The 12,283-nt window shown below is 62.9% G+C and carries 9 protein-coding genes and 1 pseudogene; 8 read left to right on the top strand and 2 right to left on the bottom strand.

Annotated features, from left to right (window positions below; genetic code table 11):
- Positions 1 to 263 precede the first annotated feature (263 nt).
- Positions 264 to 1,550 carry a hypothetical protein gene (locus QUW25_RS09725; protein WP_289512018.1) on the top strand — a complete coding sequence of 429 codons (1,287 nt, stop codon included), beginning with the start codon at positions 264 to 266 and terminating at the stop codon, positions 1,548 to 1,550.
- Positions 1,551 to 1,798: 248 nt separating this feature from the next.
- On the opposite strand, the gene QUW25_RS09720 is transcribed toward QUW25_RS09725, so the two are convergent.
- Together QUW25_RS09720 and QUW25_RS09715 are read right to left on the bottom strand one after the other, a co-directional pair.
- A complete protein-coding gene (locus QUW25_RS09720) occupies positions 1,799 to 2,290 on the bottom strand; it encodes a GNAT family N-acetyltransferase (RefSeq protein WP_289512017.1) in 492 nt (163 codons plus the stop codon).
- Positions 2,290 to 3,174: an aldose 1-epimerase family protein gene (locus QUW25_RS09715; protein WP_289512016.1), complete on the bottom strand. Its 885-nt coding sequence runs from the start codon at positions 3,172 to 3,174 to the stop codon at positions 2,290 to 2,292. Before QUW25_RS09715 ends, QUW25_RS09720 begins: the two co-directional genes overlap by 1 nt.
- A gap of 208 nt (positions 3,175 to 3,382) precedes the next feature.
- Here QUW25_RS09715 and pckA point away from each other — a divergent pair, with 208 nt between their 5' ends.
- The 7 genes and pseudogenes from pckA (at position 3,383) to QUW25_RS09685 (ending at position 12,190) form a co-directional block, all read left to right on the top strand.
- Positions 3,383 to 4,987, top strand: a complete 1,605-nt coding sequence (gene pckA / locus QUW25_RS09710) for a phosphoenolpyruvate carboxykinase (ATP) (protein WP_289512015.1) — start codon at positions 3,383 to 3,385, stop codon at positions 4,985 to 4,987.
- A gap of 442 nt (positions 4,988 to 5,429) precedes the next feature.
- Positions 5,430 to 6,842: a hypothetical protein gene (locus tag QUW25_RS09705; RefSeq protein ID WP_289512014.1), complete on the top strand. Its 1,413-nt coding sequence runs from the start codon at positions 5,430 to 5,432 to the stop codon at positions 6,840 to 6,842.
- A gap of 72 nt (positions 6,843 to 6,914) precedes the next feature.
- Entirely contained in the window at positions 6,915 to 8,582 is a 1,668-nt protein-coding gene (locus QUW25_RS09700; protein WP_289512013.1) for an InlB B-repeat-containing protein, read from the top strand.
- 27 nt (positions 8,583 to 8,609) lie between these two features.
- The gene (locus QUW25_RS09695; protein WP_289512012.1) at positions 8,610 to 10,196 is read left to right on the top strand and encodes a hypothetical protein; all 1,587 of its coding nucleotides are present in this window, start codon (positions 8,610 to 8,612) and stop codon (positions 10,194 to 10,196) included.
- A 109-nt stretch (positions 10,197 to 10,305) separates the two neighbouring features.
- Positions 10,306 to 10,407, top strand: a pseudogene (locus QUW25_RS10010) (zinc-ribbon domain-containing protein); the annotation flags it as partial.
- A 6-nt stretch (positions 10,408 to 10,413) separates the two neighbouring features.
- Positions 10,414 to 11,127, top strand: a complete 714-nt coding sequence (locus tag QUW25_RS09690; RefSeq protein ID WP_289512011.1) for a hypothetical protein — start codon at positions 10,414 to 10,416, stop codon at positions 11,125 to 11,127.
- 247 nt (positions 11,128 to 11,374) lie between these two features.
- The gene (locus QUW25_RS09685; RefSeq protein WP_289512010.1) at positions 11,375 to 12,190 is read left to right on the top strand and encodes a CAP domain-containing protein; all 816 of its coding nucleotides are present in this window, start codon (positions 11,375 to 11,377) and stop codon (positions 12,188 to 12,190) included.
- The last annotated feature ends 93 nt before the right edge of the window (positions 12,191 to 12,283 follow it).

Below are 12,283 nucleotides of genomic sequence, written 5' to 3'. Positions count from 1 at the left end.
TTGTCATCACCCCTGTCAGGTCGCCCCCCGCCATCGCCGCCCCGGGCCCGTCCCGAAAACCCTGAGGGAAAGAAACGTCCCCTTTTGCCGGCCCGAGAGAGAAGGTCCCTTGCCCCCTTCGCCGATTCACTTTTACCGTATGAGTATTTGTGCGGGACCCCCACAGTTTCGAAACTATAATGGCGCCAAGTCGGGGCGCGGCTGTCCAGCGCCAAGGGATGAAGTGCATTGCTGATGTGCCTCAGGGAGAAGGGAGTGCTCTCATGCGCAACTACAGGACACAGTCGGGCGGTCTTCTCGCCCTGGCCTTTGCCGTAGCTCTGTCACTCGGCATCGCTGCGCCGGCGCAGGCGGTACCGGGCAGCGCAAACGATGACATTGGAGATGCCCAGGAACTCAAGGTGGGCGTCGAGGATACGGGACATACCGGAGTCGGTTGGTGGGACCACGACTGGTACTCCTTCGATCTTGACGAGCCTGGCTATGTGACGCTCCAGTTTGGCAGCAAGGTTGACGACCATTACTCGCTCTTCGTGGAGCTCTTTGACTCGGTTCGCGGGGCTGACGAGCACGATTATCTCTATCATGAGCAGTTCAACGCCCTCGAGAAGACCAACACCAGCTGCAAGGTCGGTTTGCCCGCCGGTACGTATTACCTCCACGTGGAGAACGTCTGCGATCTGGATAAATATGACTACAACACCTATAGCGTGAAGGTCAACTTCACTCCGGCCCCCAACTGGGAGACTGAGATTAACGGCGAGCTTGACGTGGCCGATCCCATTAAGGTGGGGGAGACCATTAACGCCTGCACTCAGAGCTTCCCTTCCACTTGGAGCGAATATGACTACTTTACCTTTGAGGTTGACCCCCAGGGCGGCACCTATCAGGTGACCTTTGAGAGCTCCCGTTCCGCCAAGGCGTCGTGGGATCTTGAGTTGCTTGACGAGAACGGCGACGTGGTCAAACAGGGTGACATCTTTGGACAGCGCTACGACTTCGATGGGAAGGCGACCGCCCACACAACCGATGCGGTCCGTCTCGACGGTGGCACGTACTTTGTCCGCATTAAGGGGAACCAGGCTGCTGTGGGCGTTGACTACAAGCTCACCGTGAGCAAGACGCAGACGATGTATCGCCTCTATAACAAGTACACGGGCGAGCATCTCTACACTGCCAGCACCACTGAGCTCAAGAGTCTCGTTGCGCTTGGCTGGACCGACGAGGGCATTGGCTGGACCGCCCCGACTTATGGCGATCCTGTCTATCGCCTCTACAACCCCTACGCGCCCGGTGGTGACCACCACTACACCATGAGTTCCGACGAGTACGAGAAGCTCAAGGGTCTTGGCTGGAAGGGCGAGGGCGTGGCCTGGCACACCGCTCCCTCCGACGGCGGTGTTCCGCTCTACCGTCAGTTCAACCCCTACGTGCAGAGCTGCACTCACAACTACACGGCCAGCAAGGACGAGAACGACGCACTCGTCGAGCTTGGTTGGGTGGCTGAGGGTACCGCGTGGTACGGCGTGCAGATTGCCGAGACGCGTTAAGACAGCGCTCTGATACTGGTTCATGAGGCGGCTGGGTCGCGAGGGGCGGCTCAGCCGCCATCACGTACGGCAAAAGGGGACGGGCTTTCTCGCTCGGGGTTTTCTGGGACGGGCCCGGGGCGGCGATGGCAGGGGCGACCTGACAGGGGTGATGACAAAGGTGACAGGGTAAGTTGTCACCATGGGTTTCATGGTGACAACTTACCCTGTCACCTTTGTCATCAAAAGCCCGTCCCCTTTTGTCTGTCTTACCGCACGTAGTGGTACGCGATTCTCGGTGTGCCGTCGTCGCAGATGATGGTGCCGCGTCGCACAAAGCCCGCTCGCTCGAGGGCACGCTGCATGGGAACGTTGTCCTCGTGGGTGTCCGCGCGCACGTTGTCGTGCTCCTCGCAGAGAAACGCGAGCAGGGCGGCACCGATTCCGTGCCCCGGACGCGCACAGGCGAGGCGGTGCATCACCCAGTAGGGCTCGTCGTTCAGCCAGGGCCCACCCTCAATGGCGGCGTAGGTACGGTTAGGCCCGGGCATCACGCTCATGCACGCAACGGGTCCCGCGCCCTCGTCATAGACCCAGAGCCAGCCCGCGGCAAGGTCGCGCTCCGCGTGCGCGCGGCTGGGGTAGCCGCCCACCCACTGCGTGAGATTGCCGGTCGAGCGCATAAAGGCCCGCGCAGCGTTGTAGATGTCCATGACGGCATCGAGGTCCTTCTCGCATGCCGGCCTTATGAGGCCCGTCACTAGAAGGGCCTCATTGAGAAGGACCTCTCGCAGGTCTCTCCCGGCGCGAGCACGATGGTGCCACGCTTCTCCTCAAAGACGTCGGACTCGTCATAGGCCGTGGCGCAGCCCACCCACGGCTCGATGGCCACAAACGGCGCCTCGCTCGAGGCGGTCCAGACGCCGAGGTAGTCAAAGCCGTCGAAGGAGAGTTCAACGCCGTGCCCGGAGGGCCCCTCAAGCCTCACGCCTCGGCCGGGCACGTCAACAAAGACCACCGTGAGCAGGCGGTCGATGAGCTCGTGGGAGAGCCGCAGGCGGTCGGAGTCGCGGAAGAGCTCGTGCATGGTGGAGAAGTCATGCAGGCCCCTCTCGTCGATCGTGGGGACCGATGCCGTCCAGCGCTCGGGGAATACGAGCGCATAGTCCGAGAAGGACGCGCCCTCCTCGCCGGGGACGGGCACGTTGAAGGCGGGGTGGCCGCCCAGCGTGAAAGGGAGGTCAACCTCGCCCGTGTTGGTCACCGAGAAGGTCTGCGTGAGCCGCTCGCCGTCAACGGAGTAGCTCATGTTGAGCTTGAAGTCGAAGGGATAGGCCGCGCGGGTCTCGTCGGACGAGACGAGCTCGTAGGTCACGCTCGAGGGCGCCTGCTCCACGACGGCGTGGTCGTAGAGGCGCGCGACGCCGTGGCGCTTGAGGTGGACCTCGCCCTGGGAGCTCGTGGCAAAGTCGTTGCGAAGGCAGCCTACGATGGGGAAGAGCACGGGGGCGCGCCGCGGCCAGAAGCGCTCGTCGCCCTGCCAGAGGTACTCGCCCTCGCCAAGCTTGAGGCTCATGAGCTGGGCGCCGGTGGCATCGATCTGCGCGCTGAGGCGGCCTGCGGAGATGTTCGTGAGCGTTCCCATGGTTATTCTCCCTTCTCACCCTATTTCTCAAAACTTTACCGGTTTGTCATGTGATTGTTACGGAGAGCTTGCCGAAAGGGGGCTTAGGCACGGCAAGTGGGGAGATGTGTCATAATGGGCAAGGTCTGCGCGCCCCTCCGCTTGAGGCGCGGGGCCTCTCATATGCGTCTATGAAGCGGCACGCGCCGTCTTTTTCAAGGAGGTACGCATGATCATCGAGGAACTTCTGCGCTACGGCATCGCTCACACCGAGGAGAAGACCGTCATCGACGCCTCCCCCGCGGTGCTCATCGAGACCGCCGTCGAGCGCGGTGAGGGCGAGCTCACGAGCACCGGCTCGCTCTCCGTCATCACCGGCCAGTACACCGGCCGCTCGCCCAAGGACCGCTTTATCGTCGACACGCCCGACGTGCACGACAAGATTGCCTGGGGCAACGTCAACGTGCCCTTCTCCGTTGAGAACTACAACAAGGTCAAGGCCGAGGTCATCGGCCACCTCTCCGAGCGCCGTCTCTTTGTGGTGCACGGCCTCGCCGGCGCCGACCGCCGCTACTCCCGCAAGATCTGCGCCATCTGCGAGCTTGCCAGCCAGGCGCTCTTCGTCCACCAGATGCTCGTGCGCCCCGACGAGAAGGAGCTTCGTGACTTTGGCGATGTGGACTTCGTCGTGATGGCCGCCCCCACGCTCAAGCTCGATCCCGAGACCTACGGTACGCACTCCGAGGCCGCCGTCCTCATCAACTTCCAGGAGCGCATTATCCTCGTGGTGGGCACCCAGTACTCCGGTGAGATCAAGAAGTCGATCTTCTCGGTGATGAACTACCTGCTCCCCGTTGAGGATCACGTGCTCACCATGCACTGCTCCTGCAACATGAACCCCACCTCTCACGGCACCACGGTCTTCTTTGGCCTCTCCGGCACCGGCAAGACCACCCTCTCCGCCGCGGAGGGCCGCCTGCTCATCGGCGACGACGAGCACGGCTGGGCCGACGACAAGGTCTTCAACATCGAGGGCGGCTGCTACGCCAAGACCATCGACATCACGCCCGAGACCGAGCCGCAGATCTGGAACGCCATCCGCTTTGGCTCCATGTGCGAGAACGTGGTCATTGACGAAGAGACGCGCGAGGCGGACTACTTTGACACCTCGCTCACCGAGAATGGCCGCGTTGCCTACCCGGTTGAGTTTGTCCCCGGCGCCGTCAAGAAGGGCCGCGCCAAGCGTACGCCCGACGTCGTGATCTTCCTCACGGCCGACGCCTTTGGCGTGCTGCCCCCGATCTCAAAGCTCGACCGCAACGCCGCCATGTACCACTTCATGACCGGCTTCACCTCCAAGGTCGCGGGCACCGAGCGTGGCATCAAGGAGCCCCAGCCCACGTTCTCCTCGCTCTTTGGCGAGCCGTTCATGCCGCTTGACCCCAACATCTACGCGCAGATGCTCGGCGAGAAGATCGATCAGGGCGGCGTGCGCGTCTACCTCATCAACACCGGCTGGACCGGCGGCCCCTACGGCACCGGCAAGCGCATGAAGCTCGCCTACACCCGCAAGATGGTCGAGGCCGCGCAGTCGGGCATCATCGACGACTCGGAGTTCGTCCATGACCCGCGCTTCAACCTCGACGTGCCCACGACCTGCCCGGGCGTTCCGAGCGAGCTGCTCAATGCCCGCAACACCTGGGAGGACCGCGCCGCCTACGACGAGATGGCCGAGAAGCTCGCCCAGATGTTCGTCGACAACGCCGAGAAGCGCCTCACCACGATGGAGCCCGAGGTCCGCGCCGCCGGCCCCAGGCCCATCATGGGGAAGTAGGGTCGCGGGTTCTTCTCGCTGGCGCGTTTCCGTTCTACTTGCGGGGGCCGTCGCCGACACTTTCTTTCGGGATTGTGTCGGGGGCGGTCCCCGTTTTTCGTAACGTGGACGTGTGCCGACGGTTTTCTCTGCTGTAGTGTCGGCAGGCGTCCCCACATCTTGCGTGGACGTGTGCCGACGGTTTTCAATGGGGAAGTGTCGCCACCGGTCCCCGCATCAACATATGTGGACGCCTTCCGACGCCTTATGGGGCGAGAATGACGGTTTTGGTCCACGCAAGGCTTGGATATCCCTCCCACCAAAAGTGACGTTGCCCCCCTCCCTCTTATAGGACTAGTATTCAGGTGGCTTTGGGGTTTCAGCCAAACCTCATCGTGGCTTTGACAGGTGCCCAGAGGGGAGCGGGTCTTCCGGGGGGGCATGGCAGAGAAGGGAGAAACGCATGACGAGAAAGACATTCCTGGGCGTCCTTGCCGCGCTCTTTGCTGCGGCTTTTTGCCTACCGGTTGTCGCACGGGCCGACGGTGCCATTTCCGTCACGGCATCGGGCGCTACGGTCTTTGCATCTGAGGGCGTCCACATTTGCAGTTATCTCACGCCCGAGGAGGCCACGGCCTACAATGACTACTGGTTTACCCAGACGCCGGGAAACGGAGAGCTCACCAACCCGGAGGGAGGTCGTCAGCGCTTCCTCAAGGACGAGTACTCCGTGCCGCTTGAGATTGCCGGCGGTGACGAGGCTTTCCCCAAGGGCCTTGCGGATGAGTGTAGGTGGCACTCTTCTGATGTCTCGGGAAAAGATGGCGTCTACCTTGCCAGCAGCGACTTCATTGGCGCAACATCCACGGGGGAGAGCTATGCCGGCGTGCTCGTAGGTGTGGTGCCCATCTCTCAGCAGCCCGTGGAGAAGGCCGTCATCACGGTCAACGAGACCAACTCCGCAGGGCAGGTCACCGATTTCTCGATTAGCCTGGTGTACTCCACCGGCCCCGCAGGCACCAACGTTCCCGTCTCCGGTGACGCGGGGGTTGCCATGCAGATGATGCCCAACTCGTGGGTTGCCAGCTACATCTCCGAGGGCAGGATCACCCCCAAGGCGACCGCATCGAGCCTCAGCGCAGATGACGCCGCGTGCAAGGAGCTCGTGGGCTCCGTGGAGGACGGTCAGATCGTGGGCGTGTACAGCCTGAGCTTCACGCCTACGATTGACGGCAACGAGCGCGCGTATAGCAGGAACTTTGGCACCATGTGGGTGAGTTTTGCCGTGGACGAGAAGTACAACGGCAACTATGTCGATGTGTGGGACTGGCAGCCGACCTCTTCGGTCCAGCAGGACCTCACCGAGGGCGAGCCCGTTCTCGTTGGCACGTACCCCGTCTCGGGCGGCAAGGTTACGGTGCCGGTGCACCGCCTCTCTCAGATCGTTCTCTCCGCGCAGGCTGACGGCTCCTCCTACGCAATGGAGCGCCTGTACAACCCTTACACCGGCGAGCACCTCTACACGCCCTCCACGGCAGAGCGCGACCTTCTCACCTCTATTGGTTGGAGCTACGAGGGCGAGGCCTGGCAGGCGCCGGCCAAGTCTGACGCCACGGTCTGGCGTCTCTTCAACCCCTACTCTGACGATCACCACTACACCACGAGCAAGGCTGAGTATGACCAGCTCGTCTCCGTCGGCTGGTCGGGAGAGGGCGAGGGCTGGTATTCTGCCGACAAGGACGGCAAGCCGCTCTACCGTCTCTACAACCCCTTCGCAACCACGGCGACCCACCACTACACGGCAAGCGCCGAGGAGCGCGACAGCCTCGTCAAGATTGGCTGGACCGACGAGGGCATCGCCTGGTACGGGCTGTAGGATTCTGTCGCTGACCGTGCCGTCGGGACGTCACGCCGGCGGCACGGTCCTCTTGGGAAGGAGAGTTCCTTGATGAGGATGCGCAAACGGGTGGCGGCCGCCCTCTTCGCCGTGCTTCTCGGCGTGTTGTGCGTGCCCGAGACGGCGCTGGCGGCGGGTGGCGTGGACATGTACCGCATGTACAACCAGTGGAGCGGCGAGCACCTCTACACGGCAAGCCCGGGCGAGCGCGATGGTCTAAAGTCCATCGGATGGACCTACGAGGGCCTGGGCTGGACTGCCCCCGCCTCGGGCGAAGTAGTCTACCGCCTCTACAACCCCTACGCCCCGCAGGGCGACCACCACTACACCATGGACAGGACCGAGTACGACGCCCTCGTCAGGGCCGGCTGGAAGGGCGAGGGCGTGGCCTGGTACTCCGCCCCCAGGACGGGGACGCCGCTCTACCGCCTCTTCAACCCCTACGCGCTGAGCTGCACCCACCACTACACCACGAGCACCGAGGAGCACGACCAGCTCGTGAAGCTCGGATGGCGCTCCGAGGGCATCGCCTGGTACGGGGTCACCGCCGGCTCGGACACCCCTCAGGGTCCGAGCGACGACGACCAGGACTCCGACGGCAGAATGCTCACCATGACGTTTCTCACGCAGAGCATTGACCAAGGCAACTTCACGGTGAGCGTACGCCAGGGCGAGATCATGGAGGAGCCCGCCGACCCCGTTCGCAAGGGGTTTACGTTCAAGTACTGGGGGTACCCCGACACGAGCGAGCCCTTCGACTTCTCGAAGCCCGTTGAGGTTGGCACCACGCTGTACGCCTTCTGGGAGCCCTATTACGCCGAGACCACCTATGACTACGAGGTCTATTACCTCGACGGCCTGGATGACACCTGGTATCAGGGCGGCTTTGCGGGCGGGTCCCAGCGTACGGTCTACATCAAGACGGACAACCCCACGGCCAACTTCACCCTGGGAACCGAGTGCGACAACGACCTGGTCTATACCGGCATTACGACGTCCGGAATCAGGCCCGCCTACTACAACAGCACCACGGTCATGGGCCTGACCCACGTCTGGAGCGGGTACTTCAGCGACGTTGCCGACCAGGGCGTGGCGGACGGGGACGTTCCCATGCTCAAGGTGCCGGACGGCTACGTCATGCAGGTGGGCATCGAGGACGAGCTGCCTCTCGGAAAGCATGACCTCTACGTTTACGAGAACTCTTCGCACCCCGTGGCCCTCAACGCCACGCGCGTGGGCTCCATCACGGTTGCCGACGGGGCCGCCGCCGAGGTGCGTTGGGCGGATGACCTCGTTGTCACATGCACAAAGTCTGGTATGACGCCCCCTCAGAAGATGGCTGCGATCAATGGCTATCTGTTGGATAACTATCAGTACTGGACGATGACCAATCAGTCTGAGTTCTCCGGCTCGTACGCGTTCTTTGCCACCACACCCAACACCCCGTTCTATGTGACGCATCGCTGGAACTCATACATTTCGCCTATGGCGCTCGAGTATTTGGCAAATCGCATCGGTGGGTTTGAGAGCGTGCACAACTGCTATGGCGACTATTATCCCGGTTCCACTGAGTGGCAGATGAACCATGCGTTTGTCGAGTGCGTCTACCAAGGTGAGACCTATAGGTATATGGCGTGTCCTCAGGCCGAGCCGACGGAGCCCCCTCAGATCGACTTCTCCAATACCGATGCGGCGCCCTTTGACAAGGTCGCAATGTAAATCTTTTCCGACGGAAAGGAGCTCTTGATGAGAATGCCTAGGATGAAAGAGGCGCTGCGCACGTTCTTCTCGGCGTGCGTCATTGCGCTGGTTGTGTGCGCGTCTGTTGCGGCACCGGCGTTTGCCGCGAGCTTTGAGGAGAACAAGGCCTCAGCGACCGACCTGTCGCTGAACAAGACCGAGTCCGTGACGTTTAGCTTTGCCAGGAACGAGTGGCTCCACATAAGGCTCACTCAGAGCGGCGTCCTGCAGTTTACCGTGTCGCTCCCCAAGTCCCTGGACTTCCAAGTTTGGGGAAGCGGGGATCTGTACGACTCCTCGGGCGAGAAGCTATGGGAGGGCCTCACGTACATGGTCGGCGAGACCGTGACGTCTGAGCAGTCCACCCGAGTTCCGCTCGCCCCGGGGGACTATTACTTCCTCGTGAGCTGCACCGGGTTTACGGGCACGCTGAACCTCAACCTGCGCGCCGACTTCACCCCGACCACCAACTGGGAGACCGAGAACAACAACACGCTCGCCAAGGCGGATGCCATCCCGCTCAACACGACGATTCAGGGGGAGTGCGACGCGGCCACTCTGAGTGACTGGTTTACGTTCACGCTCCCTCAGCGCGGCACGGTTGCACTCACCGTCACGCCGACCGAGGGGAGGTTCGGAGGCTACCTGTATCTGACTGACGGAAGCGGCAACGACGGTATCATCCGTATGATGAACATTGGATCGTTTACTGGCACGATCAAGACGCCGCGCATTGGCCTGGACGCCGGCACCTATGCCATTCGCATAGAGAGGGGGAGCTATCCCATGGGCGCTCCCGCCGGTTACTCGGTTCGCGTTGACTACACCCAAACAGGAGACTGGGAGGTCGAGCTCAACGACAACTGGAAGACGGCCACCCCAGCGTCTCTCGGAAAGACCGTTAAGGGTTCGATTGTTCGGGGTCAGGGCACCGATCTGGACAAGTATTCCTTCACCCTCTCCAAGGGCACTGACGTTACGTTTGCCCTCTCCAATCTGACGACTCCCGGGGGCAGCATGTCGCTGCGAGTCGAGACGCTCGGCGGCAAGGAGATCGAGACGTACCGGTTTGGCAAGCGCAACGAGAGCGATCCCATCGCGCTCGACGCCGGGACATACGTCATGACCGTGAGCGGGTCGCAGAACTGCGAGTACTCCCTCACGGTGAAGGACGCCGCTGCTTCGGCCCGCACGATGTACCGTCTCTACAACAAGTGGAGCGGCGAGCACCTCTACACGGCGGACGCCTCCGAGCGCGACAAGCTCGTCAAGCTGGGCTGGACCTCCGAGGGCGAGGGCTGGACGGCGCCTGCCTCGGGTGACCCGGTCTACCGCCTCTACAACCCCTACGCCCCGCAGGGCGACCACCACTACACCATGAGCAAGACCGAGTACGACACGCTCGTCAGGGCCGGCTGGAAGGGAGAGGGCGTTGCCTGGTACTCCGCACCCAAGACGGGGACCCCGCTCTATCGCCTCTTCAACCCCTACGCCCAGAGCTGCACCCACCACTACACCACCGATGCGGGCGAGCGCGACGCCCTGGTGAAGGCGGGTTGGCGCGCCGAGGGCATCGCCTGGTACGGGCTGTAGCCCCTGTCGACGACCCGTTGCGGGGTGGCTCCTCGATGGGGCCACCCCGTTCCTTTTGTACGCAGCAAGGTGACATGATAGTGTCATGTGACAGGAGCGTCAGAGCCCAGTGTCACAGTGTCATGTGACGTCGTGGTGGGAGGTCTGTGTGTTCTGCAAGCGGTGCGGTTCGGAAAATCGAGACGGCGCGAGGTTCTGCTCGGCGTGCGGGGCGCCCATGGATGAGGAGCTGGCAGGGGAGAAGGGCCCCGCTCCCGAGAGGGTGCCGCGCTGGGCATTGCCGGTGATTATTGTTTCCGCGCTCGTCATTGCGGCTGTTGGCGTTGGCTTTGCCCTGCGTGCGGCTGCGCCCGCGCCCGTTGGGGCGCCAGAGGGCGGGGCGGTGCAGGAGCCCGTGACAGAGGATGTCGCCGAGGGGGAGCCGAAGTCTGAGGAGGCATCTCGCGAGGAGACGGAGCCCGAGCCGGAGGGAGAGGCAGAGCCGGAGGTGCCTGCCACCGAGGAGCCCGCGACTGAGGAGACAGAGCCCGAGGCCCCCGCCGCGCCCGCACATGACTTCGAGTGCGAGTACTTCTACGTTGACGTGCCTGACAACTGGGTCAGGGATGGTACAAACCCAACCGAGGAGGCGCCGTCCTGGACCGTCGAGGGACCCTTGGGCTTTGGCTCTGGCGTCATGGGCTACCACTTCTCTTATGACGGTGGGTACAACTACGCAGGCGATTACGTCCTGGCAGGAGGCGCCGACGTGCTTATCGACGGCTTTCGGGGCACCACGTATGTAGGCACCACCTCAGATGGCCACGAGGTTTGGCTCAACGAGGTGAGCTCAGGCTTCTTCTGGAGAGACGGCTACTTTGAGGGCGGCTTCTATTACTACTATCCCGACGGTGCAACGGATCCCGATTACGCCGTCATCACGCTTAAGTGAGCCTCTGGCCGCAGCTTTGCCGGAGGTTGATCGTGTCGGCCGCGGTCCCCGATCATTTGGGGACCGCAGCCGACGGTTCTTCTCGCCAAAAATGTCGGAAAGGGTCCCCTCCTAAGAATCTGTGGACCGTTCCCGACGCTTTGCCGCGCAAAAGTGACGCCGCCGGTCCCCGCGTGAGGTGGGCATGCGTACTCCTCCGTGCGCTATCCTCTTCTCAGGTATCGTTTACCTTGCTGAAGGAGACCCCATGAGAAGAAGCACGACAAGCGCGGCGCTGTGCCTCGCCGCCGCACTTCTCGCCGTTGCGGTGGTCCCCGCACGGGCCGAGACGGTCGAGGGGCGCGACATGCATCGCCTCGACATCGTTGACGAGTGCAACCGGATCCGCCGGCACGAGGGCCTTCCCGAGCTCAAGGTGACGAGCCTGGGCACCGCTATCGCGATGCTCAATGCCAACTGGTCGGCGGACACCATGTCGGGTGGTGACGGGCTTCAGCACGCGGCTAACAACGGTGCCTCCCTGCGCTGGGGAGAGAACCTCAGCTGGAACTACGCCTCGGTCGAGGATTCCTTCGTGGGCTGGTACTGGTCCGAGAAGGCCAACGCAACAGGAGGGGCTCAGGTTGACTTTAACGGCGGGCGCCATGAGCCGAGCCCGGGTGGCGAGACCGGTCACTACGAGAACATCATCGACGGCTACGTGGTGACGGGCGGCGCGTATGCAAGCGACGGCCGCATCATGGTGCAGGACTTTGGCCTCAGAAACATTGTCGCCCCCGACGGCGCCTACGGGGATGGCGTCGAGATCGCGGGTGACGCCAAGTCCTACACCACGGCCGAGTATCGGGCTCTTCTCGACAAGTTTGTCTCGGAGAACGTCTCTGCTGACCTTCTTGCCAGCATCGAGCGCGCGGAGGGCGACCTTGCGTCGCTCACGTCTCAGAGGAAGGCCGCCGAGGACGAGCTCAGAGAGCTGCACAACGTCTGCGCCGAGGCTGGCGAGAAGTACGAGGCCGCCTACGAGGCCGCCCAGACGCACCAGTGGGGAGAGAACTGGTCGTAGCGACGTACTGAGGGCTAGGCCGTTTGGGCGGGGATGGAAGGCTGCCACCGCCATTGCGTCACAAGAGGGCCCCGGCCCCCCCGAGGGCGCGGC

Source organism: Thermophilibacter provencensis, from assembly GCF_030372065.1.
Classification (GTDB): domain Bacteria; phylum Actinomycetota; class Coriobacteriia; order Coriobacteriales; family Atopobiaceae; genus Thermophilibacter; species Thermophilibacter provencensis_A.
The sequence above is the reverse complement of the archived record's forward strand: the minus strand, read 5'-3'. Positions and strand labels throughout refer to the sequence as shown.

Excerpts from the sequence above, each read along its gene's own strand:
- QUW25_RS09715 (WP_289512016.1), bottom strand. The coding sequence starts at position 3,174 with ATGGGAACGCTCACGAACATCTCCGCAGGCCGCCTCAGCGCGCAGATC.
- QUW25_RS09700 (WP_289512013.1), top strand. The coding sequence starts at position 6,915 with ATGAGGATGCGCAAACGGGTGGCGGCCGCCCTCTTCGCCGTGCTTCTC.
- QUW25_RS09690 (WP_289512011.1), top strand. The coding sequence starts at position 10,414 with ATGGATGAGGAGCTGGCAGGGGAGAAGGGCCCCGCTCCCGAGAGGGTG.
- QUW25_RS09695 (WP_289512012.1), top strand. The coding sequence starts at position 8,610 with ATGAGAATGCCTAGGATGAAAGAGGCGCTGCGCACGTTCTTCTCGGCG.
- QUW25_RS09685 (WP_289512010.1), top strand. The coding sequence starts at position 11,375 with ATGAGAAGAAGCACGACAAGCGCGGCGCTGTGCCTCGCCGCCGCACTT.
- QUW25_RS09725 (WP_289512018.1), top strand. The coding sequence starts at position 264 with ATGCGCAACTACAGGACACAGTCGGGCGGTCTTCTCGCCCTGGCCTTT.
- QUW25_RS09705 (WP_289512014.1), top strand. The coding sequence starts at position 5,430 with ATGACGAGAAAGACATTCCTGGGCGTCCTTGCCGCGCTCTTTGCTGCG.
- pckA (WP_289512015.1), top strand. The coding sequence starts at position 3,383 with ATGATCATCGAGGAACTTCTGCGCTACGGCATCGCTCACACCGAGGAG.